Source organism: Roseateles sp. P5_D6 (assembly GCF_054049415.1).
Genome location: NZ_JBFUMK010000032.1, coordinates 21,237 through 43,552 on the forward strand (window position 1 = coordinate 21,237; position 22,316 = coordinate 43,552).

Consider the following 22,316-nt stretch of genomic DNA (forward strand, 5'->3'; position numbering starts at 1 on the left):
GCCCGGCTGCTACTTCAACTTGCGGCCAATCATGGCGCAAGCCGGGCAGAAACCGAACAGCCCGGATGCCACCAACCCGGCCGCCCCGCCAGCCACCAGCCAGCCGCCCATGCCGCCCAACAGCAGCAGCCCCAGGGCCGCGGCCACCAGGCCCGCCGCCACGCGCACGGCGCGCTCGCCGTTCGGAACGTTTTTCACATAGATCATGGTTCGACTCTCAAGTGTTCGAGGACAGCCCTCGGTCACTAAGAGGGAGCCAGGGCGCGATCGGATTCGCGGCCGGTCAAAAATATTTTGTCCTGGCGGACCCTGACAAATGCTCGCGCAGCGCTGGCCGCTAGCGCAGGAAGTCCATGGCACCGTACTCCCAGCCCCATGGCACGCCGGTCTCGCCGAGGATGAAGCGCACGAGTTGCGGAAAGGCCCGCTCGGCGCGCACGTCGTTGGCCAGGATGACGACGCAGCGCCTGCTCGGTTTCACGCAGACCCAGGTGTTGCCGGTGCTGTCGTCATGGCCGCCCTTGTAGAAGCCCGGCCCCTGCGGGCCTTCAAAGACGATGACGCCCAGACCTGCGGTGAGGTCGGCTCGGCGCCTGGCCGGTGGCAGTTCGGGTTGCAATGTCGGGAACTGGGTGGCCGTCGTGATGGGCAACTGGGGCGCCGTCAGCGCGGYGGCGCTCTCGGCCGACCGGCCGACGCCGCGGATGTAGCCGGACGCCATGCGGGCCATGTCGGCAATGGTCGTGTCCATGGAACCGGCCACGCGCACCTTGCTGCGTTCGGCGTGCGGCACCACGCGGCCGTCGGCCGTCCAGCCGTCGGCCAGGTTGGGCCTGAAGTCGGCGCGCCACTTCAGGCTGGTGCGTGTCATGCTAAACGGCGTGAACACGCGGCGCTGCACCTCGGCGCCCACGTCCAGACCCAGGCCGCGCTCCAGCACGAACTGCAGCAGGATGAGCCCTTCGCCGGAGTACGCGTAGCGTGAGCCGGGGTCGAAGTGAATGCGCAGCCGGCGGTCGGGCTCCAGGAAGGCGAAGTTGGCGAAGCCGCTGCTGTGCGTCAGCAGCATGCGAGCGGTCAGCTGGCGCCAGCGGTTGTCGCCCGCCAAGTGCTGCCACGAATAGGGCGTCAAGAAGCCGGCGTACTCCGGCAGCGGCCGGTCCAGGTAGCCTGCCAGTGACCGGTCCAAATCGAGTTTTCCCTCCTCGACCAGCTGCATGGCCCAGTAGGCGAACGCCGCTTTGGTCAGCGAGGCGCCGTACATGACGGTGTCGGGCAGCAGCGGCTCGCCCGCAGCATTGCGCTTGCCGTAGGCGCCGACGTGCACGATCTGGCCGTCGTCAATGACGGCCACGGCCAGGCCCTGGGCCTGGGCGGCGGCCATCAGCCGTGCGGCCTCGGCGTCGATGGCGTCGCTGCTCGGGATCGCGGGCGGGGCGGCCGCGGCCAGCAGGGGCAGGGCGATCAGCAAAGCGGCAAGGCGGGCAGGGCGCATGGTTTCTCCTGGGCGCCAGCCTAACGGCACCCGCGGGCGCGAGGCGAGGCCACCGCCGCTGCTGTTGTAATCGGTGCGCCATCTTTGCTGCCGCCCATGAACCTGCTCGAACTGATTGCCCCCACCCCCGACGTCGCCGACGAGCTGCTGCGCTTCGAAACGGACAACCGCGCCTTCTTCGAGACCCGCATCAACTCACGGCCGCCCGGCTTCTACTCACGCGAGGGCGTTGATGCCGCCATTGCGCTGGCCGAGCGCGAGGCCGCTGAAGACAAGGGCTACCAGTTCCTCGTGCGTACCGTGGCCGGCGAGCTGGTGGGCCGCGTGAACCTGATCGGCGTGAAGCGTGCTCATTTTCAGATGGCTGAGCTGGGCTATCGCATGGCCGAGTCGGCCTGCGGCCGGGGCTATGCCAGCGAGGCCGTCCGGCTGGTGCTGGCCATGGCCTTTGGCGAGCTGGGCTTGATGCGCGTGGAGGCCAACGCACGCGTCGGCAACGGCGGCTCGGTGAAGGTGCTGCTGCGCAATGGCTTTCGCCAGTTCGGCCATTCGCTGCGCAGCTTCGAGCTCGGCGGCGTCTGGCACGACCGGCTTCACTTCGAGCGGCACGCCGACTAAGGCAGGCGGCGTAGCGTCTTCTGCAGCGGCACCAAAAGCCGTTCGCGCTGGGCGGCGTCGGTGACGTCCAGCACGCCGGCCAGCAGCGGCCACAGGAACTCCCGCAGATTGTGCAGATCGATCAGCGCGGTCTCGTCCCAGGCTTTGGCTGCCTTCAACGGCTGCAGCAGCCGGTCCAGCCAGGCCTGCACGGCGGCTTCGTCGGGTTGGAGCCTGAGCTGCAATTGCAACGCGGCGCGCGCCAGGCGCTGGCCCTCGCCGAAGCGGTAGGCATGCCCGTGGTCGGCCAGCACCTGGCTGCTGACGGCGTCCAGAAGTTGTTGGCGCTGCGCCGCGCTCAGCGCCTCGTTCATGCCGAGCTGCAGAGCCAGGTCGGCACCATGGGCCACGCCGTGGCGCCAACCCTCGCCAGGTGTGAAACCGCGGTAGTCGCGCACGCTGCTGAGGAAGCGCGCGGCATGCTCGACGAGCTCGCCGCGCTGCTCGGTGGTCATGAAGGGCTTGAGGCGGTCGGCCCGTGCCACTTCGGCCAGCGTGAGGACCGCAAAGGGCTGGTGCACGCCGGCGGTGTCGGGCTTGGCGTCCAGCACGGCGACGAGGTCGGTGCGCAGGCGTTGCAGCGTGGCGGCCTCCAGCTTGCCGCCGCGCGCCCATGCAGAGATCTGCTCGAAGGCAATGTCGTCGCGCAGCTGGAAGTCGGGATGTCCCAGGCAGGGTAGCAGAGCGATGGCCTGCTGCTGGATGCGCGCTGGGTCGGTTTCGGTCTTCAAGTCGACGGGCGGCGCGCAGGTCTGGGCGGCGACGCCCACGCTCAGCGTGGACAGCAACAGGCAGATGCGGACGGACGCGGTCTTCATGGAGGCACAGTAGCGCACGATGTGGCCCGCGGGCGAAAAGTCACCGCTGCTGACGACAATGCGCCGCATGGAAGATGACCTGGTGGATACGCTGCGGCGTCTGGAAGTCGAACTGCATCACCCCGGCGTGCGCCTGGACGAAGCGCGGTTGCAAGCCCTGCTGCACGCGGATTTTCACGAGGTCGGCCGTTCCGGCCGGGCCTATGACCGACCCACCATCCTGCGTTTCCTGGCCGAGCAGGGCCGCAGAGACGAGGGTCCGCCGAGTGTCGAGCCCGATCAATTCGCCGTGCGGCCCCTCGGCCCTTCGGCGGCGCTGCTGACCTATCGTGCTGCGCACCGCCAGCCGGACGGATCGCTCACGCGGCACACGCTGCGCTCCTCGGTCTGGGTGCGCGAGGGCGAGGCCTGGCAGATGCTCTACCACCAGGGCACCGCGGCCGAGACTTCCTGGTAAGACTCAGGCCGTCGGGTAGGTGCCCGGCACCAGGATGTCGCGCGTCACGTTGGTGAGCTGCGTGTGGCCGCAGAAGGCCATGGTCACGTCCAGCTCCTTGTGCAGGATGGCCAGCGCCTTGGCCACGCCTTCCTCGCCCATCGCACCCAGGCCATAAGCCATGGCGCGGCCGATCATCGTGCCGCGGGCGCCCAAGGCCCAGGCCTTGAGCACGTCCTGGCCGGAGCGGATACCGCCGTCCATCCACACTTCCGTCTGCGAACCCACCTCGGCCGCGATGGCGGGCAGCGCGTGGATGCTGCTGGGCGCGCCATCGAGCTGGCGGCCACCGTGGTTGCTGACGACGATGGCGTCGGCCCCCGCCAGCACGGCGAGCTTGGCGTCTTCCACGTCCATGATGCCCTTGAGGATGAGCTTGCCACCCCATTGCTCCTTGACCCAGGCGATGTCGGCCCAGCTCAGGCGCGGGTCGAACTGCTCGTTGGTCCAGGCCGAGAGGGACCGCATGTCGCTGACGCCCTTCACATGACCCACGAGGTTGCGGAAGGTGTGGCGCTTCGTGCCGGCCATGCCCAGGCACCAGCGTGGCTTGGTCATCAGGTTGATGATGTTGGCCAGCGTCGGCCGCGGCGGCGCGGTGAGGCCGTTCTTCAGGTCCTTGTGGCGCTGGCCGATGACCTGCAGGTCCAGCGTCAGCACCAGGGCCGAGCACTTGGCGGCCTTGCAGCGGTCGATCATGCGGGCCATGGCCTCGCGGTCGCGCATCATGTAGAGCTGGAACCAGAACGGCGCCGAGGTGTTCTCGGCGATGTCCTCGATGGAGCAGATGCTCATCGTGCTGAGCGTGAACGGGATGCCGAACTTCTCGGCCGCGCGCGCCGCGTGGATCTCGCCGTCGGCGTGCTGCATGCCCGTCAGCCCCACGGGGGCGATGGCCACGGGCATCTTGGCCTGCTGGCCCACCATCTTCACGGCCGTGCTGCGGCCTTCCATGTTGACGGCCACGCGCTGGCGCAGCTTGATGGCCTGGAAGTCGCTCTCGTTAGCGCGGTAGGTCGTCTCCGTCCAGGAGCCGGAATCGGCGTAGTCGTAGAACATGCGCGGCACTCGCTTCTCGGCGAGTTGGCGCAGGTCTTCGATGCAGGTGATGACGGGCATGGCGGACTGGTCGGAGTGAGGCCGCGATGCTAGGCCCGCACCGCACCGGTCGCCCCGGAAAAAAACTCAGCCGGGTCGAGAGGAGTTTTCCGCTTCGAGCGCGCGGCAATGCGCATGCAGCCACTCGGCGAAGGCCTCGGATGCCGGGCTGGCGCGGTGGCGAATGAGGCCGTAGTGGCGCTCGGCCGGCACGGTCAGCGCAAACGGCTGGACGAGGCGGCCTTCGGCCAGCTCGTGGCGGGCGAGGCTGAGCCGGGCCAGTGCCACGCCCTGGCCGGCCAGGGCCGCGGCCAGCGTCAGGCCCAGGTCGACGAAGCGCGGGCCTTCGTCCGGCTCGGGCACATCGCCCAGGCCGGCGGCGCGCAGCCAGGGCGCCCAGGGCTGCAGCGGCGTGCGCAGCAGCGGCAGGGCGAGCAGGTCGGCCGGCTCGCGCAGCGGTTCGTGGCGGGCCAGCAGGGCGGGCGCGGCCAGCGGCGTGAGGCGGTCGCGCAGCAGCACCTGGGCGGGCGCGATGTCGTCCGGCACAGCGCCGTGGCGGATCTCCAGGTCCGCCCCCGCGTCGCCCTCGGCCAGCAGCGGGACTGACAGCGTCAGCTCCAACTCCACTTCGGGGTGGGCTGCCGTGAAGCCGGGCAGGCCCGGCACCAGCAACTGGCGGGCGAAGGTGGGCGTGGACGTCACGCGCAGACGCTCGCGCTGCTGGCTGGCGCGCTGGTGCAGCGGCATGGCCTGCAGCAGGGCCAGGGCCTGGCGTACCTGGGGCAGGTACTCGTGGCCGGCGGAGGTCAGGGTCAGGCCCTTGGCGGGTTGACGCAGGAACAGGGGCTGGCCCAGCCGCTCCTCCAGCCCGGCCACGCGCTTGGCGACGGCGCTGGCCGTCAGCGCGAGTTCGGCGGCGGCGGCCTCGAAGCCGCCCGTGCGGGCCACGGCCTCGAAGGCGAGCAGAGCGTCGAGCGAGGGCAGGCGGATGGCGCGCGAGGACATGGGGTCATCCTACCCAGCCACCCCCGGAGCAGGCGAGGGGATGCGGTGCGTCAGAAGTTGATCGTCGTCGGCCCGGCGTCGCGCGACGGCCGGCGCAGGTATTGGCCCAAGGTGCCGGCCATCGCCGCCACGACACCCGCGGCCAGCCGCAGGGCTTGGGGCCTCGCAGCATTTGCGTGACCAAGCCTGGGTGTATCGCCGGGCTGCGCGATGGCGTGCACCAGCGCCAACTCCTGCTGGCGCTCCTGCACGAGGAAGAACATGCGGTTCGGGTCGGCAAAGCGCTGCGCCAGCGCGCGAACCGCCTTCAGCTCGTGGCTGCGTACCCGCACACCTTGCGGGCTCAAGGTGCAGCCCAGGGCACGGCTGCGCAGGTAGAGCGACTTGGCCGCCAGCCGGTCGGGCAGGCAGCCCACGCCGGCGTACAGGCAGTTGGCGAGGTTGAAGGTGGCCTCGGCGTGGCCCATGGCCGCCGCCGTCACGTAGGCCGACAGGCCCGCCGTCTCGTCGACCGGCCCGCCCCGGCCGGTCATCAGCGCCCGCCCGAGCTGGAAGCGCCCGATGGCGCTGCGCCGGGACGCGGCCTGTTCCAGCACCCGCCGCGCCTGCGCCGGGTCCGCGGCCATGCCCAGCCCTTCCAGCTGGCACAGCCCCAGCATGGCGAGCCCGTCCTTGTCGCCGCTGTCTGCCGCGGCACGGAACCAGCCCACCGCGCGCTCATAGTCCGGCGGGTTGGCATGGAACAGGGCCATGCCGTGCTGGAGTGGGTCTACGGGCTGCGCGTTGAGGGCCATGGGCGGGGTCGGCCCCAGGTTGAGGATATTCATGCAGCAGGCGGGCGTTGGAGGTCGATATTGCGACCTGGTTTGGGCGGCCCGAGCGGTGCTCAGGCGCCCGGCAAGGCGTATCCCTGAATTGTTGGTGGGCCGGGCAGCAGGGCAGGGCTGCGCGGCGTGCAGTAATGCTGCAAATTGCCGCAAACCGAGGCGCTCGGCGAGAATTTCAAGGCTTCAGCGGCGGGCCGGCGCACCCTGCGCCGGCCGCCACCACAACGCGAACCCTGCCCGACACCATGAGCTTTTCAGCCCTCGCCAAATACGCCATGGAACTGCCTGGCGCCACGCAGGACATCAAATGGGGCGCCGACTGGGTGGCCAGCGTCGGCGGCAAGATGTTCTTCGTCGGCGGGCCACACCCCGGCAAGTGGACGCATTGCAGCTTCAAGGTCGACGAGCACCGCTTCCTGGAGCTGACCGGTGTGCCCGGCATCGCGCCCGCGCCTTACGCGGCGCGGTATCACTGGGTGGCGGTGGAGGATGCGAAGGCGCTGCCCTTGTCGGAACTCAAGGCACTGGTGAAGCGCTCGCATGAGCTGGTGGCTGCCAAGCTGCCGAAGAGGCTGCGGCTGAGCCTCGGCCTGGCCGAGTAGGTCCGGGCCGAGAGCGTGCACCGCGTGACTCGCGCATTGGGCGCCAGCGAAACGCTCAGCTGGATTGGGCGCGCCACACCAGAACGGGCACTTCGGTGTGTGCAAGCACGCGCTGGGTCTCGCTACCGAGCAGCAGCCCGGTCAAGCCCTTGCGGCCATGCGAAGCCATCACGATCAGGTCGCACTGCAGGCGCTTGGCGACACTGCAGATGGCGTCATGGGGATGGTCGTTCTGTTCCATCAAGGTCTCGCAGGGCACCTTCGCTTCGTTCGCCACGCCGCTGACAAACTTGAGGTAAAGGTCCGCGTGGGCCCGCACGTCTGTCGCGAACTGATCGCGCGAACCCTCCAACTCAGACGCTCGATAGGTCAGCACATGAAAGGCAGGCGTGGCGTAGAACGCCGTCACCCGCGCGCCGGAAAGCCTTGCCAACTCGACGCCATGAAAGACCGCTTGCTCGGAGAACCGAGACCCATCGGTCGGAAGCAGGATGTGCTTGAACATGATGCACCTCTGGCTAGAAGCCGGGCACTCGCACGTCAGAGCAGGCCTAGCATCACCTGCCCAGGTGACCCGACCGGACCCGGCTTGCGGGCAGATCGTCTGCGACGATAGTACGCCGCGGCGGGCAACTTGGGTGGGCTCTTCGGTATCTTGGCTGACCCTTTGCGGTGGGTCTTGATCACGTGCTGTCCCGCACTACGCGCTCTTGGACCGCTCCCGCGCCTCGTGCAGCGTCGCCAGCGTGATCTTGCGCACCTCGGCCTTGCTCTGTTCGACATGGCTGCGCAGCAGCAAATGGGCCTGCTCGACCTTGCGCTGCATGACTGCGCGCAGGATCTTGGCGTGCTCAGCGTAGGTCGCCTCGATGCGGTGGTCGCGCGTGAAATCCAGGTGGCGAATGATGCGGATCTGCTCCGTCACGTCCCAGTGCACACGGGCTATCTCGGCGTTGCCTGCCGCGCTCACCAGCGTGGCGTGGAAGGCCTCGTCCAGCATGCCCACCTCGCGGGCATCACTCAGTCGCTCGGCGGCGGGGACCAGCCAGATGTCCTTCAACGATTCCAGCTCCGGCGGCGGCGTGCCGGTGTGCGTGCACAGCCGCGCCACGGCGGCCAGCTCCAGGACGACGCGCAGGTCGTAGAGCTGCTCCAACCTGCCGAAATCGATCGGCCGCACGGACCATCCCGACTTGGCCTCGACGTCGAGAAAGCCCTCGTTGCGCAACTTGAAAAGCGCTTCCCGCACCGGCGTGCGGCTGACGCCCAGGCGCTGGCCCAGTTCCGCCTCCGAGAAGCGGTCGCCCGGTACGAGCTGGAAGTCGTTCAGCTCGGCCTTGAGCCGGGCGTAGACCTGCTCGGCCAGATTGGGACGGCCGGCACGCGGGGCGCTGGCAGAAGAGTCGACGATGGCCCGCATGCCGGCGATCTTAGCCAGCGGGCGGGGTGAGCAAGCTCTTCTGCTCAGCGAGCATGTTCAACGGCGCACCTCGCGCTGGAAGATCTCCAGGCTCTGCTTCTTGGCCGTGATGAAGCTCGGCTCCGACAAAGTGGCCACCGTGCGCGGCCGCGGGTCCTCGTACTTCAGGATCTCGGCCACCCGGGTCGGCCGCTTGGTCAGCAGCAGCACCTCGTCGGCGAGGTACACGGCCTCCTCCAAGTCGTGCGATACCAGCATCATGGTCGTGCCCGTCTGCATGAAGACCTCCTGGAGCTTCTCGCGGATGAACAGCGTCATCTCGAAGTCCAGCGCCGAGAAAGGCTCGTCGAGGAAGAGCACCTCGGGGCCGGGTGCCAGCGCACGCATGATGGAGGCCGTCTGCTGCTGCCCGCCCGAGAGTTCGTAGGGGTAGCGGTTCAGGTCGAACTTGACGTCGAAGCTCTCCACCAGCTCGGCCATGCGGCGGTCCACCTCGGCCTTGCTGCGGCCTTCCATCTTCAGCGGGTAGGCGATGTTGTCGATGGTGCGCATCCACGGGAACATCGCCTCGCGGTAGTTCTGGAACACGTAGCCGATCTTGGTGTCCTTGAGGCTCTTGCCGTCGAACAGGATCTGGCCCGAGTCGATGGGAATCAGCCCCGCGATCATGTTGATCAGCGTGCTCTTGCCGCAGCCGTTGGGGCCGAAGACGGACACGATCTTGTGCTTGGGGATGTCGAGGTTGAAGTCCTCGTACAGCGGCCAGCCGGCGAAGTATTTCGTCAGCCCGCGGATGGTGATGTGGGTGCCGGCGGGACCGGGCTGGAAGGCGCGCACGGGCACATCGGGCACGACCGGGGCGTTGATGACGGCGGACATGGCTTACCTCCCACTCCAATGGACGATCTTGCGTTCCAGCACCAGGAACAGAATGTTGAGCACATAGCCCAGGATGCCCGCGGCCAGGATGGCGGCGTACATGGTCTTCACGTTCAGCACTTGCTGCGCGTCGATGATGCGGTGGCCCAGGCCGTTGTCCGAGCCGATGAACATCTCGGCCACGACGACGATCACCAGCGCCATCGACACGGCAGAGCGCAGGCCCACGAAGCTGGGCTGCAGGCTTTCCCACACCAGCACGTCCTTGAAGATCTGCCAGCGCGACGCGCCCATCACCTTGGCCGCCATGACGCGCTGCTTGCGCGCGTTGATGACGCCGTAGGCGCTGTTGAACACGACGATCAGCAGCGCGCCAAAGGCCGCGATGGCGATTTTGTTGATGTCCGACACGCCGAAGATCAGCAGGAACAGCGGGATGAGTGCCGACGACGGCGTCGAGCGGAAGAAATCGATCAGGAACTCGACGCTGCGGTAGGCGCGCTCGTTGCTGCCCAGCAGCACGCCCATCGGCACGCCGATGACCGCGGCGATCAGGAAGGCCTGCACCGTGCGCCACACCGTGGTGGCGAAGTCCAGCAGCAGCGGCCCGCCGGCCAGGCCGACGACGAGCGTCTGCAGTGTGGCCAGCGGCGGCGGCAGCAGGATGGGCCGGATGAGGCCGAGGCGCACCACCAGGTCCCAGATGATGAAGAGCAATAGCGGGCCGATGAAGGGCAGCAGCTTGGCGACGTTGAAGCGCGGCAGGCGCACGGCGGGTTGGCCATCGGCGGCCTTTTGCCAGGGCGGCGTGGCGGCAGGAGCTTGTTCCATGGCTTCAGGCTTTGTAGATAAGGGTCGTGACGTCGAGCTTCTTCTCGAACACGCCCTTCTCGGTGAACAGGTCGAAGAACTTCTGGAAGGCCGCCACGTCGCTCGGTGTGAACTCGTTGTAGAGCATGTAGGAGGCCAGCGGCACCTCGCCGGTGAGCGGACCTTCGATGGCCGTGTAGCCCTTCAGGAAGTTGCGCGCCTGGGCCGGGTCCTTGCGCACGAGGTCGATGCCGCGGGCATAGGCGGCGATGTATTTCTTCGTCTCGGCCGGGTGCTTCTTGATGAACTCGGTCGTCAGCGTGGCCGAGCCGCCGTGCCAGGGCGCCAGCGGGTCGCCGAGGATGTACTTGGCGATGACGCCGGCCTCCAGCACGCGCGTCGTGCCATTGAGCCGGCCCACGGTGCCGGTGGGTTCCAGCGTGTAGACGGCGTCCACCTGGCCGGCGGCGAGCGCGGCCACGTGCTGGCCGATGGGCAGCTCGGTCACCGTCGTGCCCGCGGCGCCGGCGCGCTCCAGCACGGCCATGGCCAGCGTCTTGTTCTGGATGCCGGGGCCGCTGGCCACGCGCTTGCCCTTGAGCTCGGCCAGCGTCTTGACGGGGCTGTCCTTGGGCACGAGGAACTGGTCGAGCACGTACTTCTGGTTGCTCGGGTTGGTGGCGATGATCTTGAACAAGCCCGGCGAAGCAATCTCGCCCACGCCCAGGTTGCCCGAGCCGGTGCCGTTGGAGCTGCCGTCACAGCGGCCCGCCAGCATGGCCTCCATCACCTGCTGGGCGCCGGCGAACTTGAGCGCCTCGACGTCCAGCCCCGCTTCCTTGAAGTAACCCTTCTCCACCGCCGCATAGAACGGCAGCCCGGCCGCCACCGGCCAGTAGCCGATGCGGATCTTGGGTGTCTGGGCACGCACCAGTGCGGGCGCGCCCAGCGTGGCCACGGCGGCCGCCGCACCCAGCAGGGTGCGGCGCTGGGGTTTGAACGAATCGGTCATGGTCGGCTCCTTGGGTGATTGAGAGGGGGAGGCAAGAAGGGGTGAGGCTTCAGGCGCGGTGCAGTTCGGCCATGCGGGCCCGCCAGCCTTCGCCGAGCATGGCCGGGTCGTGCGGGCCGATGAGGCCGGCAAGCGCGCCCAGCAACTCACGGGGCGGCGCGCCGTCCAGATAGGCCTGGTGCCAGTCTCCAAGGGTCAGAAGGCTTCGCTTGTTCATGGTGCACATGCTGGTATACCAATTGGTACGCCAGCATCAAGCGTGCCAGTTTGCGGCGCGCCTGCCTCTGCGCAGGTTCTGCATGTGGTGTACCGGGCGTCGCTCGGTCTGCCGCTTTCTGGCAGTCCTCCTTCAAGCCTTCGCGGCTGAGATCGCGTGCCTCGCCGTGGGGCGTTGATGCACCAGTCGGCGGTGCGGGGCGCCCTTGACACGTTTCGATGATTAGCTAATCATCAAGCCATGAACAAGGTCTTCAAAGCCCTTTCCGACCCCACCCGTCGCCAGGTGCTGCAGCTCCTGAGGCAGGGCCCCTTGAGCGCCGGTGAGCTGAGTGACCAGTTCCATGTCTCCAAGCCCACGATGTCGGCGCACTTCACCGTGCTGAAGGAGGCCGACCTCGTACACGCCGAGAAGGCGGGCAAGTCCGTCCTGTATCACCTGAAGCTGTCCGTGCTCGAAGAAGCGTTGCTGGGCTTCGTCCATTCGTTCAGCCCGAGCGCCGACGCGCCGGAACCCAAGAAGGAGATTGCGCGATGAAAGCTGATCTGATTGCAGGCCTTGCTTGGGGCGGCGGCATCGTCGCCGTGGCGTTGGGCATGACCTGGGCGCGCAAGCTGGGCTATGCGGACGGCGAAAACGTCACCCGGGTGGTCATCGCCATGAACGGGCTCATGATTGCCTGGTATGGCAACCGCATGCCCAAGCGCTTCTTCCCGAGCGAACTGGCCCGCAAGGTCAACCGGCTTGGGGGCTGGTCCATCACGATCAGCGGGCTTGTCTATGTGGCGCTGTGGGCCTTCGCTCCGATCCCCGTGGCAGTCGCCGCGGGTTCCGCCTCAGTCCTGGCGGGGGTGGCTGTGCCGCTGGTCTATTGCCTGTCGCAGCGGGACAAGTTCAAGAGCGCGACGTGAGCGGGGTGATCTGCCTGCAAGCGCACTCGAACCCACGCCTCAGCCCACCGTCCGATGGCTCACCTCCACCAGGATCCCGCCGGGCGCGTGGCAATAGAACATCAGGCTGCCGCGCATCACGCGCGGAGGCTGCGCGAGTTCGATGCCTGCATCCAGCATCCGTGCGTGCGCGCTCATGACGGCCTGCTCGGAAGCGAGCAGAAAACCGATGTGAAAGGTCTTCGGATACATCGGCTCGGTGGCATCTTTCGCCCGGGTGAGGACGAGCACGAAGCCGCCTTCACCATCGAGGATCGCCATGCCGTCGTTGCCTTTGATCTGGCGCAACGTGAAGCCGAAGGCGGCCTCGAAAAAGGCGGTGGCTGCGGTCACATCAGGCACTGAGAGATCGAGGTGGTTGAGTTGCATTGATTTGTCCTTTGAGTCAAATGGACTCGACCGGATCACAATGCGAAGCACCGTCGGCACCCGCTTTGCCACACAGACGAGCCCGCAGCGCGAAAGGCGCTGAGGTTCGTCGTGGGTTCTCATGCAATGCATGGAGCAGAGCTCTCGTCAGAGAGGGGTCGGGCTTACCGAAAAACCGACCCTGCCTTTTTCGACGTCGCCAGTGTAGCCATAGGCTCTTGGCCACCCCCAGTGGCCGTAGCGCGTCAGCCCCGGCTCCAACGGCTGGGGATCGCCCAGAAGATCAGCAGCCCTATCAGCGATACGGCCGCCAGCACATGCGGCGTATCGAGCGGCCGGTTCCCATCAGCGAGCAACGCAGCGGCACCGCAGGCCGCGATGCTGATCGCCACCCATTGCGCCCGCCTGACCCACCGCGCCCAGCGGCGCTGTTGCGGCGCGACGCCGGATGGCAGCGCCGCCATCACCCGCAGGTTGAAGCCAGCGTCATCGGGCTCGGTGCCGCTCTGCATCAGCTCCCGCAGCGCGTCATCAAAAGAAGCGTCGTCGTCGTGGTTCGTGGAAATCGTCATGGCGTGGGCTCCCATGCTTGCAGTTGCGCGCGCAGCTTGGCCTTTGCGCGCAGCACTTGTGTCTTGACCGTGCCGAGCGGCCAGCCCAGCACCAGCGCCGCTTCGGCGTGGCTGAGGTCGGCGCCGTAGCAGAGCAGGAGCGCGTGGCGCTGGGGCTCGCTGAGATCGGCCATGGCGCGGTCGAGGTCGATGCGCCAGTCGGCGCCGGGGGCGAAGTCGCTGTGTGCGCCCAGCTCCGGCGGTGCGTCGTCCACCAAAGACAAAGCCGGCCGTTCGGCCGACAGCGCGGAATAGGCCAGCCGCGTGAGCCAGGTGCGAAAGCGCGCCTCGCCGCGGAACTTGGGCAGGGCGCGCCAGGCACGCACGAAGGCTTCCTGGGCCAGGTCGTCGGCACGGCCTTGGTCGCCGCGGCAGACGCGGCCGAGCAGCTTGCGCAGATAGCCCTGGTGGGCCTGCACGAGGGCGGCGAAGGCCGCGCGGTCACCGGCGGCGGCACGGGCCACCAGGCGATCCTCTTGCAGGGCCGCTTCGGTCGGCGCGGCGGGGACGCCGGAGGTCACGGTTGCGGGGATTGCGGCGGTTGCTGCTTGCGTTCAACGGCCCAGTACACCGCCAGGCCCAGGCCCAGGAACAGCGGAATCAGGCCGATGCTCCAGAGCCAGGCGCCCGGCATCATGGCGTTGAACATGCCCATCAGGCCCAGGCCGACGCCGATGTTGATGACCGCAGGCACGAGGATGCGGTTGGGGTTGGCCTGGTCGCGCTTGGCGCGGTGCCAGTCGCTGTCCTGCACGTCGCCCAGCAGCTCGGGCGGGATGGGCTGGCCGGCGCGGGCCAACTCGCGGATGGTCTCGTGGCGCTGGCGCTCGGTGTGAGCCTTGCCCAGGTAGTGGGCCACGATGGCGACGATGGGAATCAGCAGCGACAGGATCGGGATCATCAGTGGGCTGATTTCCTGAAAGCGGTCGAAGAACATGGGCGGGCTCCAGGGAAACGGGTGGATGGTGCTTCCTTGGAGCGCCCGGCCGTGGCGTTTGGATTCAGCGAGCGAAAGAAAAAGCACTGTCGCACCCCCTCAAGTTGAGGGTTTTTGAATGTCAAAGAAATTTACACCCCTAGATCAAACTAGGGATACGAGCTCGCTAAGCTATTGATTTTTAAGAAATACTGCTGCCTGGCACGGCCGTTGCATTGTGGGGATCATTGAAATTTCTTGAGGAGATCCGCCATGAAGTTGGCTTCTTTCGCAGCTGCAATCCTGACGGCTTCCCTTTGCAGCCTGGCCAACGCGGGCATCGTCTTCACGTTCACCGAATCCGGCGCCAACGTGGTGATGAACTCCTCCGGCACCATTGACACCAGCAAGCTGGTGCTTCAGCAGGGCGTGTCTGGCTGGGGCGGCACCGGTATCGAGGAGAACGGCAACCACGACATCATGGGCGGCACGGCCGTCGGCGGCGTGAACATGTCCTTCGGTTTCCACGCCGGCACCGCTTTCTCGGCCTGGTCCGCTGCGAGCGGTCCCTGGGCCCAATCCAGCTTCAACACGACGGTCGACGCTGGTCACAAGGGCTTCACCACCTACGTTCGCCCCGTCAGCACCCAGCTTCCGGGCATCGGTATCGAGCGCGAAGACCTGGAAGGCACGTTCTGGTCGCCCGATCAAGCCTGGACTTTCCACAACGCCTCGTTCGCCTCCCTGCAGATGTTTGCCGGCACCTACACCGTGACCGACGCGCAGACCGGTGAGTTCATCACCTTCCAGATCGGCGCCGCCGGCAATCAGTTGCCCGAGCCCGACGCGGCGGCCCTGGTCGGCCTCGCCCTGCTGGGCGCATACGCTGCCCGTCGCGCCAAGGCAAAGAAGGCCTGACCCCTCGGTTCGGTCAACGAGCCACGAAGGCGAGTCGCAATGACTCGCCTTCGTGGCTTTTTTCGTTGTTGGTTGACCGACTCAACGATCCGGCCCCGCGAGTCCGGAACCTATCGCGGCGTGCCGAAGTCCTGCGTCCAGTAGCTGCGGTAGGCGGTGCTGGCGTTGCCCGCCACGCAGGCCACGCCGATGTCGCGGAAGGTCGCGTTCATCAGGTTGGCGCAATGGCCATCGCTCTTCATCCAGCCGTCCACCACCTCGGCCACGCTGGCCTGGCCGGCGGCGATGTTCTCGCCCAAGCTGCTCCAAACATAGCCGGCGGCGGTCGCGCGGGTGCCGAGGGTGCTGCCGTCGCTGCCGGTGTGGCTGAAGAAGTTGTGCGTGACCATGTCGTCGCTRTGSGCCACGGCGGCCTGGGTSAGSGCGGCGTTCCAGGTCAGATCAGGTGCCGGGCCGAAGGCGCCCTGAGCGCCGCAGGTGGCGCCACTGCGGCGCCGGGCGTTGACGGCCGCCAGCATGTCGGCCTGGAAGTTGGCGAGATCGCAGGTGATGCGCGTTCCGGCGGTCGGTGGTGCCGGCGCTGGAGCCGGTGCAGGGGCAGGGGGCGTTGTCGGCGTGGTGGTGGCTGAGTCGGAGCCGCCACCGCCGCAGCCGGCCAGCGAAACCAGGGTCGCCACGGCGAGAGGCGCCAGGCGGGACGCTCTCGCGCGGGTGGGTGAGGGTGGCGCGGGGAAGTGGCTCATAGGCCCGCAGCGTGGCACGCCCTGGCCTGGCGCCGGTTACCGGGTGCAGCCCGCGAGAGCCGGCTCGCAACATCCCTACACAAAGACGGCGATATCAGGCCTTGGGAGCGTGGCAGACCGCTTCGATGTTGTGGCCGTCCGGGTCGATGACGAAGGCGGCGTAGTAGTTCGCGTGGTACTTCGGACGCAGGCCCGGCGCGCCGTTGTCGGCGGCGCCGGCGTCCAGCGCCGCGCGGTAGAACGCATCGACCTGCTGGCGTGTCTGCGCCATGAAGGCGAGGTGCAGATGGGCCGGCTTCTCCTGGGTCTCGAACAGGCACAGGCTGGTCACCTGGCCCTCGATGACGAGCTCGATGCCGTAGCTCGGCTCGCCTTCCGCACCCGCCGTGACGCCGAGCGGCGCCAGCGCCTTCAGATAGAAGGCCTTGCTCGCGGCGAAGTCGCTGACGCCGAACTTGACGTGGTCAAACATGAGTTCTCCTTTGATCGCGCAATCTGACCAGGCTGCCGCTACAGCTGCCACCAGCCCGGCAACAAGGCCCGCACCTCGGGTCGGACATAGCGCTTGTCCAGCAGCCACACCCAGCCGCGGTCGTCCACCGAGCGCAGCACGCGGCCGGCGGCCTGCACGACCTTCTGCATGCCGGGCACAAGGTCGGCATAGCCGTGGTCGGCGCCGAACAGGGTGTCCAGGCGCTCGCGCACCTGGTCCTGCAGCGGTGACACCGGCGGCAGGCCGAGGGTGGCGATGAAGGCGCCGATCAGCCGCGTGCCGGGCAGGTCCACGCCCTCGGCGAAGGCGCCGCCCAGCACGGCGAAGCCGATGCCGCGGCCGCCCTCCACGAAGCGGTCCAGGAAGGCGCGCCGTGCCGCGTCGCCCATGGCGCGCGACTGGTTCCACAGCGTGACCTGCGGGTGCCGCTGCGCCAGCCGCGCCGAGGCCTTGTCGAGGTAGTCGAAGCTGCTGAAGAAGGCGAGGTAGTTGCCGGGGTGCTCGGTGAACTGCTGGGCGAGCAGGTCCACCAGCGCGTCCAGCGATGCATTGCGATGTTCGTAGCGCGTGGACAGGCGGTGGGCCACCTGCACGGTCAGGTGCTCGGGCGGGAAGGGCGCGGGCACGTCGATCCAGGCGGTGTCCTCGGGCATGCCAAGCAGCTGGCGCTGGTAGTCCGGCGGCCCGAGCGTGGCCGAGAACAGCGTGACGCTGCTGAGCCCCTCGAAGCGCTCCTTCAGGAAGTGCCCTGGCACGACGTTGCGCACCGACAGCAGCACGTCGCGACCGTCGTTGGGATCGTCCTCGTCGTCGTCTTCCAGCAGCGAGAGGTTCCGTGGCGCGTCCAGCGCCGGCTTGGGGTCCCCCGGAGCGGCGCTGCGCTGCAGGTCGCAAATCGAATGGGCATCGAAACGGTCCAGCAGGCGCTGCAGGCCCAGCACCTCGAAATAGAACTGCAGCATGGCCCCGACGTCGAGCGGGTGGTTCTGTACGTGGTCGCCCAGGGCGACGTTGACGCGTTGCAGGGCCTCGGCGAGGGCGTCGGGCACCGTGTCCAGCGCCTGGTAGTCGCCTTGCTGGCGGCGGCTCAGCGTGGCCAGTTCCTTGGCCAGCCGGCGCAGCGGCGGGCGCAGGCTGGCCGGCGCTTCGGCAATGACCTCGCGCACGCGCGCCAGGCTGAGGCTGACGCTGTACATGTCGCGGGCGCGGTCGATGAGGTTGTGGGCCTCGTCCACCAGCAGGGCGAGCTTCCAGCCCTGAGCCTGGGAGAGGCCGTAGAGCTGGCCATAGGGGTCGAAGGCGTGGTGTACGTCGCCGACGACGACGTCGGCCCAGCGCAGCAGCTCCTGGCCGAGGTAGTAGGGGCAGACGTCATGCTGCAGTGCGATGCGGCGCTGGGCAGTGGGGTCCAGCCAGGCCGTCTGCACGGCCTCGGCGCGGGCGGCGGGCAGCTTGTCGTAGAAGCCGTTGGCCAGCGGGCAGGCGTCGCCATGGCAGGCCTTGGTGGGGTGCTCGCAGGCCTGCTCCTTGGCCACCAGCGTCAGCACGCGCAGCGATTTCGTCGGCGTGTGTTCTCGCAGCGCATGCAGGGCCTCCAGCGCGGTGATGCGGCCGGTGCCCTTGCAGGTCATGTAGCCGATCTTGTCGAGCTGCTGCAGCGGCATGGCGCGCAGCAGCGGGTACAGCGTGCCCAGGGTCTTGCCGATGCCGGTGGGCGCCTGGGCCAGGAGGCAGCGGCCGTTGGCGGCCACGCGGTAGACGGCCTCGGCGAGCAGGCGCTGACCGGGGCGCAGTTCGCCCTTGGGGAAGGGCAGGGCGCTCAGGTCGGCGTCGCGTGCTTTGCGGTGCTCCGCCTCCTGTCGTGCCCAGGCCTCGAACTGCCGGCAGCGCAACTCGAAGGCGGCTTGCAGCTCGCTGGCCGTCACCTTCTCGCGCAGCACGGTCTCGTTTTGCGTGTCGGCATCGACGTAGACGAGGGCCAGCTCCAGCTCGGTCAGGCCGCGGTCGGCGGCAATCAGCGCGCCATAGGTTTGCAGCTGGGCCCAGTGCAGGGCGCGGCGGTTGTCGGGAATGGCCTCGACGGGGCCGCGGATGGTCTTGATCTCCTCCAGCCGGTTCACGTCGGCCTCGTAGCCGTCGGCCCGGCCGCGTACGCGCAGGTTGCCGTGGACGGCCTCCAGCGGCAGCTCGGTCTCGTAGCCCGGCGAACGGCGCGCCAGCACGGCCATCTGGCCGGCCTGGCCCTCCAGCGCCGTGGCCGAGGGCGTGAAGCGGCGGTCCAGGCTGCCGCGCTTGGCAGTGAACTCGCACAGGCTGCGTACCGAGATGCTGTAGCTCCAGTCGCTCAAAACAAGCTCAGGTTGTCGAGCGTGGGCAGGGGCTCTGCTCGCGCTGGCGCCGGGGGCGGCACCTCGCTTGCATGCACGAGGTTGCCGATGCGCACGCCCATCAGCCGCAGGCGCTTGTCGAACGTGACGCGCTTGAGGCACAAGCCCACGGCATGGCGGATGTCGGCGGCGCTGGTGATGGCGGCCTTCAACGTCTGGTCGCGCGTGACAGTGACGAAGCCCTCGAAGCGCAGCTTGATGCCCACCGTCTTGCCAGCGTAGTGCTTGCGGGCCAGATCGCGCGACAGGCTCTCGCACAGCTCGTCCATGATGCCGCCGAGCAGGGCACGGTCGTGCACGGCGCTCAGGTCGCGCTCGAAGGTGGTCTCGCGGCTGATGGACACGGGCTCACTGTGCGTGACGACGGGCCGCGAATCGCGACCATGCGAGGCGGCGTGCAGCCACTGGCCGTAGCTTTCGCCGAACTGCTCGACCAGCCAGGCCGGGTCGGCGGCGGCGATGTCGCCGACAGTTTCCAGGCCGAGCTTGACGAGCTTCTCGCCCGCCTTGGGGCCGATGCCGTTGATCTTGCGCACGCCCAGGGGCCAGACGCGTGTGGGGATGTCGTCCAGCGTCAGCACGCTGATGCCGTCGGGCTTGTCCAGCTCACTGGCTATTTTTGAGAGCAGCTTGTTGGGTGTGACGCCGATGGAGCAGGTCAGGCCGGTGGCGCGGCCCACCGAGTTCTTGATCTCGCGGGCCACCGCCTTCACGCCGCCCAGCGGGTCGTGGCCGACGGCGTCGCGCACGCCAGGCACGTCGCTCAGGTCGATGTAGATCTCGTCGATGCCACGGTCCTCGATGACCGGTGCGACTTCGGCGACGGCGGCCTTGAAGAGGCGCGAGTACTTGCGGTAGCTGTCGAAGTCGGCCGGCAGCAGGATGGCGTCGGGCGCGCGCAGGGCGGCTTTCATCAGGCCCATGGCCGAGAACACGCCGAGGTCCCGCGCGGCGTAGGTGGACGTCGTGACGACGCCGCGGCCGGTGTAGTCGCGCAGCTTGGAGTAGCGCCAGCTGCCGTCTTCCAGCTGCTGCGGCGCATCCGCCCGCCGGCCACCGATGACGACCGCCTGGCCCTTGAGCTGCGGATAGCGCAGCAGCTCGACGGACGCATAGAAGGCGTCCATGTCGAGGTGGGCGATCCAGCGGTCGGGCTGTTGCATGGCCTGGATTGTCACTGGGAATAAAGACAGGGTCTGGCAGCATCGGCAGAATGCCCCGACCTTGATGGAAAGACGCTCCATGCGCGCCCTGCTGCTGCTTTGCACCTGCCTGCTGCTGGCCGCCTGCGCCAGTGCCCCGATGAACCCGCCGCGCAACAAGCCGGTGGCCGTGCAGACCGTGCAGCGCGCACCCATGCCGCTGGATGCCGATACCGTCGTCGCGCTGAGTTTCTCGGGTGGTGGCCTGCGTGCGGCGGCGTTTTCCTACGGCGTGCTGGAGGGACTGCGCGAGCAGGCGTCGACGCCAGGGCGCACGCTGCTGGATGAGGTCAGCTTCATCACCAGCGTATCGGGTGGCTCGCTGACGTCGGCCTACTTCGGCCTGCACGGCGCCGAGGGCCTGCGTGAGTTCCGCGACAAGGTGCTGCTGCGCGACGGCGAAGCCAACCTGCGCTTCAGCCTGCTCAACCCCAACAACCTGCGGCGTCTGTTTGCCGGTGGCCTGAACGATCGCAGCGACTTCAACGACTGGCTGGAGAACGATGTCTTCAAGGGCGCGACATTCGCCGACATGTTCAAGCGCTCGCGGCCCGTGGTGTGGATCAGCGCCAGCAATGTGCAGTACCGGCTGGCCTTTCCCTTCCATGAGCGTGCCTTCGATGCGCTGTGCAGTGACCTGGCGAGTTATCCGGTCTCCGAGGCGGTGGCGGCGTCGATGGCGGTGCCGCTGCTCTTCGCGCCTGTGGTGCTGGAGCGCTTTCCCGATGCCTGCCAGGTGCAAATGCCGCCGGGCCTGGCGGTGCGCCGGGACGAGCGCGACGACCAGTACCGGCTGCGGCTGGCGCTAGCGCGGTTGTTCCGCGACAACGCCGACCCCAAGGCGGGCCGCTATCTGAAGCTCGTCGACGGTGGACTGACCGACAACCTCGGCCTGGTGGCCATCCTGCAAAGCCGCGTGCTGCTGAACACGCCCTATGGCCCCATCCCCGAGCAGGACGCGGCGACGATGCGCCGCCTGCTTTTCATCGTCGTCGATGCTGGCCAGGGCCCGAGCGCGGACTGGGCCCGCGAGGTGGCCGGCCCCTCGGGCATGGAGATCGCATCCGGCGCCGTCGACACGGCCATCGAGAGCACCATGCGCATGAGCTATGCGAGCTTTGTGCCCATGGTGCGCAACTGGGAGCGCGACCTGGTGACCTATCGCTGCAGTCTCAGCGACGAACGCAAGGCCGCGCTGCGGGCGCTGAACCCGGAATGGCATTGCGAGGACATCAAGTTCAGCGTCACCCAGATCAGCTTTGCTGATTTGCCCGAGACCGAGGAGCAGGCACTGAACGCGATTCCGACGCGGCTCAAGCTGCCCGCGGAGCAGATCGACAGGCTGATCAATGCTGGACGCCAGGCGACGGCCCAGGATGCCGGCGTGAAACGATTCTCGAAAGCCGTTCAGCGCGGCGACTGATCGTTAACCGGATATCTGATCGGCATTGGGTGGCAATCTCCTGACGGGTCATTTCAGCGCAATGGCCTAACCCTAGGGTTTGCCGCATGTCGAGGGAATTTCCACCTTCAACCGTGGGGGCATTTCAAGGTTGCCTGCGGTGCTCGTCCTACTGGACCGTCCTACAAGCGGCGAGGTGTTGGCATGGTTGATGCGCTAGGGATTGTGCGTCGCCCCAAAGCGTGTCGTTGCGTCAACAGGGCCTGCAAAACATTGCCCACACTGGAGACAAACAGATGATCAAGAAGATGCTTGCCACGGCGGCTTTCGCCGGCCTGGCCCCGCTCTCGGCGCATGCCGCCTTGACGATGTTGACGGCGGCGGATGGTTGGCCGCCTGCGGGCAGCAGCGGCCTGGAGACCGTGCAGTTCGCCGCTGTGGCGGCCAGCGGCGTGAAGGTCGCCATTGGCGCCCACGCGTACAAGAACAGCGCCTTTCTGGCCAATGACGGCGTGCGTAACTTCCAGGCGCAAGGTGGCGTCTACCTGCCAGACGGCAAGAACTACGCGAACTGGAGCTTCGACTTTGCCTACGACATTCGGGGCTGCCAGGGCTGCAAGATCTGGCTGGGCATCGACACCGACAGCAGCGCCGCCGTCAGCTACACCGACATCGACCTGCTGACCGCGGGCCTGCCGACGTTCCTGGGCGAATCGTGGAATCTGGAGATGTCCTTCCTGACGACACCGGGCTTCAACTTCAACCCGTATGCGGCCAGCTCGACGGACTTCCGCCTCTTCGTCACCGATGCGGCCGGCGCCACCCTTGCGACCACCGACATCACCGTCAATGTGCCGGAGCCGGCGTCGATGGCCCTGGTGGGCATCGCACTGGCTGGCCTGGCGGCAGGTCGCCGTCGCCGTACCTGAGCCGTCGGGGGGCAAAGAACGAAGCGGCCCGCGGGCCGCTTTTTTAATGCTGCACGAAAG

28 protein-coding genes are annotated in these 22,316 nt (G+C 67.7%); 8 read left to right on the plus strand and 20 right to left on the minus strand.

Features of this window, described 5'->3' with window-relative positions; translation table 11 throughout:
• Window positions 1-9: 9 nt before the first annotated feature.
• Together ACXJKM_RS28135 and ACXJKM_RS28140 are read right to left on the minus strand one after the other, a co-directional pair.
• Complete coding sequence (locus tag ACXJKM_RS28135; protein ID WP_056195517.1) at window positions 10-207, minus strand: YgaP-like transmembrane domain; 198 nt, start codon at window positions 205-207, stop codon at window positions 10-12.
• A 130-nt stretch (window positions 208-337) separates the two neighbouring features.
• Window positions 338-1,495 (minus strand): serine hydrolase domain-containing protein, encoded by a 1,158-nt coding sequence (locus ACXJKM_RS28140; protein WP_457356389.1) that lies wholly within the window; start codon window positions 1,493-1,495, stop codon window positions 338-340.
• Between the two features lie 96 nt (window positions 1,496-1,591).
• On the opposite strand from ACXJKM_RS28140, the gene ACXJKM_RS28145 reads away from it, so the two are divergent.
• A complete protein-coding gene (locus ACXJKM_RS28145; RefSeq protein WP_457321599.1) occupies window positions 1,592-2,113 on the plus strand; it encodes a GNAT family N-acetyltransferase in 522 nt (173 codons plus the stop codon).
• On the opposite strand, the gene ACXJKM_RS28150 is transcribed toward ACXJKM_RS28145, so the two are convergent.
• On the minus strand, window positions 2,110-3,039 hold the full coding sequence (locus tag ACXJKM_RS28150; RefSeq protein ID WP_457356390.1) for a DUF2785 domain-containing protein: 930 nt from the start codon (window positions 3,037-3,039) through the stop codon (window positions 2,110-2,112). The genes ACXJKM_RS28145 and ACXJKM_RS28150 overlap by 4 nt on opposite strands.
• On the opposite strand from ACXJKM_RS28150, the gene ACXJKM_RS28155 reads away from it, so the two are divergent.
• Window positions 3,038-3,427 carry a nuclear transport factor 2 family protein gene (locus ACXJKM_RS28155; RefSeq protein WP_235531916.1) on the plus strand — a complete coding sequence of 130 codons (390 nt, stop codon included), beginning with the start codon at window positions 3,038-3,040 and terminating at the stop codon, window positions 3,425-3,427. The genes ACXJKM_RS28150 and ACXJKM_RS28155 overlap by 2 nt on opposite strands.
• A gap of 3 nt (window positions 3,428-3,430) precedes the next feature.
• Here the strand turns inward: ACXJKM_RS28155 and ACXJKM_RS28160 are convergent, their stop codons facing one another.
• The 3 genes from ACXJKM_RS28160 to ACXJKM_RS28170 all read right to left on the minus strand — a co-directional run bounded on the left by ACXJKM_RS28160 (window position 3,431) and on the right by ACXJKM_RS28170 (window position 6,396).
• Window positions 3,431-4,585, minus strand: a complete 1,155-nt coding sequence (locus tag ACXJKM_RS28160; protein ID WP_056195533.1) for an alpha-hydroxy acid oxidase — start codon at window positions 4,583-4,585, stop codon at window positions 3,431-3,433.
• 66 nt (window positions 4,586-4,651) lie between these two features.
• Window positions 4,652-5,569: a LysR substrate-binding domain-containing protein gene (locus ACXJKM_RS28165; protein WP_457356391.1), complete on the minus strand. Its 918-nt coding sequence runs from the start codon at window positions 5,567-5,569 to the stop codon at window positions 4,652-4,654.
• A 50-nt stretch (window positions 5,570-5,619) separates the two neighbouring features.
• Complete coding sequence (locus ACXJKM_RS28170) at window positions 5,620-6,396, minus strand: tetratricopeptide repeat protein (protein WP_457356392.1); 777 nt, start codon at window positions 6,394-6,396, stop codon at window positions 5,620-5,622.
• A gap of 245 nt (window positions 6,397-6,641) precedes the next feature.
• Between ACXJKM_RS28170 and ACXJKM_RS28175 the strand changes: the two genes are divergently transcribed.
• On the plus strand, window positions 6,642-6,998 hold the full coding sequence (locus ACXJKM_RS28175; RefSeq protein ID WP_457356393.1) for an MmcQ/YjbR family DNA-binding protein: 357 nt from the start codon (window positions 6,642-6,644) through the stop codon (window positions 6,996-6,998).
• A gap of 55 nt (window positions 6,999-7,053) precedes the next feature.
• On the opposite strand, the gene ACXJKM_RS28180 is transcribed toward ACXJKM_RS28175, so the two are convergent.
• The 6 genes from ACXJKM_RS28180 to ACXJKM_RS28205 all read right to left on the minus strand — a co-directional run bounded on the left by ACXJKM_RS28180 (window position 7,054) and on the right by ACXJKM_RS28205 (window position 11,336).
• Window positions 7,054-7,503: a universal stress protein gene (locus ACXJKM_RS28180; RefSeq protein WP_056195544.1), complete on the minus strand. Its 450-nt coding sequence runs from the start codon at window positions 7,501-7,503 to the stop codon at window positions 7,054-7,056.
• A 195-nt stretch (window positions 7,504-7,698) separates the two neighbouring features.
• Window positions 7,699-8,418: a GntR family transcriptional regulator gene (locus ACXJKM_RS28185; RefSeq protein WP_457356394.1), complete on the minus strand. Its 720-nt coding sequence runs from the start codon at window positions 8,416-8,418 to the stop codon at window positions 7,699-7,701.
• Between the two features lie 57 nt (window positions 8,419-8,475).
• Window positions 8,476-9,297, minus strand: coding sequence for an ABC transporter ATP-binding protein (locus ACXJKM_RS28190; RefSeq protein WP_056195551.1), 822 nt, complete (start codon window positions 9,295-9,297; stop codon window positions 8,476-8,478).
• Between the two features lie 3 nt (window positions 9,298-9,300).
• Entirely contained in the window at window positions 9,301-10,128 is an 828-nt protein-coding gene (locus tag ACXJKM_RS28195; RefSeq protein WP_457356395.1) for an ABC transporter permease, read from the minus strand.
• A 4-nt stretch (window positions 10,129-10,132) separates the two neighbouring features.
• On the minus strand, window positions 10,133-11,119 hold the full coding sequence (locus ACXJKM_RS28200; RefSeq protein WP_457356396.1) for an ABC transporter substrate-binding protein: 987 nt from the start codon (window positions 11,117-11,119) through the stop codon (window positions 10,133-10,135).
• A gap of 49 nt (window positions 11,120-11,168) precedes the next feature.
• On the minus strand, window positions 11,169-11,336 hold the full coding sequence (locus ACXJKM_RS28205) for a hypothetical protein (RefSeq protein ID WP_457356397.1): 168 nt from the start codon (window positions 11,334-11,336) through the stop codon (window positions 11,169-11,171).
• A gap of 240 nt (window positions 11,337-11,576) precedes the next feature.
• Between ACXJKM_RS28205 and ACXJKM_RS28210 the strand changes: the two genes are divergently transcribed.
• Window positions 11,577-11,873 (plus strand): autorepressor SdpR family transcription factor, encoded by a 297-nt coding sequence (locus ACXJKM_RS28210; RefSeq protein WP_056195558.1) that lies wholly within the window; start codon window positions 11,577-11,579, stop codon window positions 11,871-11,873.
• Window positions 11,870-12,247: a hypothetical protein gene (locus ACXJKM_RS28215; RefSeq protein WP_457356398.1), complete on the plus strand. Its 378-nt coding sequence runs from the start codon at window positions 11,870-11,872 to the stop codon at window positions 12,245-12,247. The genes ACXJKM_RS28210 and ACXJKM_RS28215 overlap by 4 nt, the downstream gene beginning before the upstream one ends.
• 39 nt (window positions 12,248-12,286) lie before the next feature.
• On the opposite strand, the gene ACXJKM_RS28220 is transcribed toward ACXJKM_RS28215, so the two are convergent.
• From ACXJKM_RS28220 to ACXJKM_RS28235, 4 genes are all read right to left on the minus strand, one after another.
• Window positions 12,287-12,655 carry a VOC family protein gene (locus ACXJKM_RS28220; RefSeq protein WP_457356399.1) on the minus strand — a complete coding sequence of 123 codons (369 nt, stop codon included), beginning with the start codon at window positions 12,653-12,655 and terminating at the stop codon, window positions 12,287-12,289.
• Window positions 12,656-12,900: 245 nt separating this feature from the next.
• On the minus strand, window positions 12,901-13,227 hold the full coding sequence (locus ACXJKM_RS28225; protein ID WP_457356400.1) for a hypothetical protein: 327 nt from the start codon (window positions 13,225-13,227) through the stop codon (window positions 12,901-12,903).
• Window positions 13,224-13,787, minus strand: coding sequence for an RNA polymerase sigma factor (locus ACXJKM_RS28230; protein ID WP_457356401.1), 564 nt, complete (start codon window positions 13,785-13,787; stop codon window positions 13,224-13,226). The genes ACXJKM_RS28225 and ACXJKM_RS28230 overlap by 4 nt, the downstream gene beginning before the upstream one ends.
• Entirely contained in the window at window positions 13,784-14,203 is a 420-nt protein-coding gene (locus tag ACXJKM_RS28235) for a DUF6249 domain-containing protein (protein WP_056195572.1), read from the minus strand. Before ACXJKM_RS28235 ends, ACXJKM_RS28230 begins: the two co-directional genes overlap by 4 nt.
• 252 nt (window positions 14,204-14,455) lie before the next feature.
• On the opposite strand from ACXJKM_RS28235, the gene ACXJKM_RS28240 reads away from it, so the two are divergent.
• Complete coding sequence (locus ACXJKM_RS28240) at window positions 14,456-15,100, plus strand: hypothetical protein (protein ID WP_056195574.1); 645 nt, start codon at window positions 14,456-14,458, stop codon at window positions 15,098-15,100.
• Between the two features lie 110 nt (window positions 15,101-15,210).
• Here the strand turns inward: ACXJKM_RS28240 and ACXJKM_RS28245 are convergent, their stop codons facing one another.
• The 4 genes from ACXJKM_RS28245 to ACXJKM_RS28260 form a co-directional block, all read right to left on the minus strand.
• Window positions 15,211-15,777: a CAP domain-containing protein gene (locus ACXJKM_RS28245; protein ID WP_200955255.1), complete on the minus strand. Its 567-nt coding sequence runs from the start codon at window positions 15,775-15,777 to the stop codon at window positions 15,211-15,213.
• 160 nt (window positions 15,778-15,937) lie between these two features.
• Complete coding sequence (locus tag ACXJKM_RS28250) at window positions 15,938-16,315, minus strand: VOC family protein (RefSeq protein WP_056195580.1); 378 nt, start codon at window positions 16,313-16,315, stop codon at window positions 15,938-15,940.
• A gap of 38 nt (window positions 16,316-16,353) precedes the next feature.
• A complete protein-coding gene (locus ACXJKM_RS28255) occupies window positions 16,354-18,684 on the minus strand; it encodes an ATP-dependent DNA helicase (RefSeq protein WP_457356402.1) in 2,331 nt (776 codons plus the stop codon).
• Window positions 18,681-19,886, minus strand: coding sequence for a DNA polymerase Y family protein (locus ACXJKM_RS28260; RefSeq protein WP_457356403.1), 1,206 nt, complete (start codon window positions 19,884-19,886; stop codon window positions 18,681-18,683). Before ACXJKM_RS28260 ends, ACXJKM_RS28255 begins: the two co-directional genes overlap by 4 nt.
• 64 nt (window positions 19,887-19,950) lie before the next feature.
• Here ACXJKM_RS28260 and ACXJKM_RS28265 point away from each other — a divergent pair, with 64 nt between their 5' ends.
• Window positions 19,951-21,348: a patatin-like phospholipase family protein gene (locus ACXJKM_RS28265; RefSeq protein ID WP_235531917.1), complete on the plus strand. Its 1,398-nt coding sequence runs from the start codon at window positions 19,951-19,953 to the stop codon at window positions 21,346-21,348.
• Between the two features lie 275 nt (window positions 21,349-21,623).
• Window positions 21,624-22,256: a PEP-CTERM sorting domain-containing protein gene (locus ACXJKM_RS28270; RefSeq protein WP_457356404.1), complete on the plus strand. Its 633-nt coding sequence runs from the start codon at window positions 21,624-21,626 to the stop codon at window positions 22,254-22,256.
• Window positions 22,257-22,316 lie beyond the last annotated feature (60 nt).

What these genes read in the sequence shown, in the direction of transcription:
- ACXJKM_RS28135 (WP_056195517.1), bottom strand. Translation starts at nt 207, where the DNA reads ATGATCTATGTGAAAAACGTTCCGAACGGCGAGCGCGCCGTGCGCGTG.
- ACXJKM_RS28145 (WP_457321599.1), top strand. Translation starts at nt 1,592, where the DNA reads ATGAACCTGCTCGAACTGATTGCCCCCACCCCCGACGTCGCCGACGAG.
- ACXJKM_RS28155 (WP_235531916.1), top strand. Translation starts at nt 3,038, where the DNA reads ATGGAAGATGACCTGGTGGATACGCTGCGGCGTCTGGAAGTCGAACTG.
- ACXJKM_RS28150 (WP_457356390.1), bottom strand. Translation starts at nt 3,039, where the DNA reads ATGCGGCGCATTGTCGTCAGCAGCGGTGACTTTTCGCCCGCGGGCCAC.
- ACXJKM_RS28160 (WP_056195533.1), bottom strand. Translation starts at nt 4,585, where the DNA reads ATGCCCGTCATCACCTGCATCGAAGACCTGCGCCAACTCGCCGAGAAG.
- ACXJKM_RS28165 (WP_457356391.1), bottom strand. Translation starts at nt 5,569, where the DNA reads ATGTCCTCGCGCGCCATCCGCCTGCCCTCGCTCGACGCTCTGCTCGCC.
- ACXJKM_RS28170 (WP_457356392.1), bottom strand. Translation starts at nt 6,396, where the DNA reads ATGAATATCCTCAACCTGGGGCCGACCCCGCCCATGGCCCTCAACGCG.
- ACXJKM_RS28175 (WP_457356393.1), top strand. Translation starts at nt 6,642, where the DNA reads ATGAGCTTTTCAGCCCTCGCCAAATACGCCATGGAACTGCCTGGCGCC.
- ACXJKM_RS28180 (WP_056195544.1), bottom strand. Translation starts at nt 7,503, where the DNA reads ATGTTCAAGCACATCCTGCTTCCGACCGATGGGTCTCGGTTCTCCGAG.
- ACXJKM_RS28185 (WP_457356394.1), bottom strand. Translation starts at nt 8,418, where the DNA reads ATGCGGGCCATCGTCGACTCTTCTGCCAGCGCCCCGCGTGCCGGCCGT.
- ACXJKM_RS28190 (WP_056195551.1), bottom strand. Translation starts at nt 9,297, where the DNA reads ATGTCCGCCGTCATCAACGCCCCGGTCGTGCCCGATGTGCCCGTGCGC.
- ACXJKM_RS28195 (WP_457356395.1), bottom strand. Translation starts at nt 10,128, where the DNA reads ATGGAACAAGCTCCTGCCGCCACGCCGCCCTGGCAAAAGGCCGCCGAT.
- ACXJKM_RS28200 (WP_457356396.1), bottom strand. Translation starts at nt 11,119, where the DNA reads ATGACCGATTCGTTCAAACCCCAGCGCCGCACCCTGCTGGGTGCGGCG.
- ACXJKM_RS28205 (WP_457356397.1), bottom strand. Translation starts at nt 11,336, where the DNA reads ATGAACAAGCGAAGCCTTCTGACCCTTGGAGACTGGCACCAGGCCTAT.
- ACXJKM_RS28210 (WP_056195558.1), top strand. Translation starts at nt 11,577, where the DNA reads ATGAACAAGGTCTTCAAAGCCCTTTCCGACCCCACCCGTCGCCAGGTG.
- ACXJKM_RS28215 (WP_457356398.1), top strand. Translation starts at nt 11,870, where the DNA reads ATGAAAGCTGATCTGATTGCAGGCCTTGCTTGGGGCGGCGGCATCGTC.
- ACXJKM_RS28220 (WP_457356399.1), bottom strand. Translation starts at nt 12,655, where the DNA reads ATGCAACTCAACCACCTCGATCTCTCAGTGCCTGATGTGACCGCAGCC.
- ACXJKM_RS28225 (WP_457356400.1), bottom strand. Translation starts at nt 13,227, where the DNA reads ATGACGATTTCCACGAACCACGACGACGACGCTTCTTTTGATGACGCG.
- ACXJKM_RS28235 (WP_056195572.1), bottom strand. Translation starts at nt 14,203, where the DNA reads ATGTTCTTCGACCGCTTTCAGGAAATCAGCCCACTGATGATCCCGATC.
- ACXJKM_RS28240 (WP_056195574.1), top strand. Translation starts at nt 14,456, where the DNA reads ATGAAGTTGGCTTCTTTCGCAGCTGCAATCCTGACGGCTTCCCTTTGC.
- ACXJKM_RS28250 (WP_056195580.1), bottom strand. Translation starts at nt 16,315, where the DNA reads ATGTTTGACCACGTCAAGTTCGGCGTCAGCGACTTCGCCGCGAGCAAG.
- ACXJKM_RS28260 (WP_457356403.1), bottom strand. Translation starts at nt 19,886, where the DNA reads ATGCAACAGCCCGACCGCTGGATCGCCCACCTCGACATGGACGCCTTC.
- ACXJKM_RS28265 (WP_235531917.1), top strand. Translation starts at nt 19,951, where the DNA reads ATGGAAAGACGCTCCATGCGCGCCCTGCTGCTGCTTTGCACCTGCCTG.
- ACXJKM_RS28270 (WP_457356404.1), top strand. Translation starts at nt 21,624, where the DNA reads ATGATCAAGAAGATGCTTGCCACGGCGGCTTTCGCCGGCCTGGCCCCG.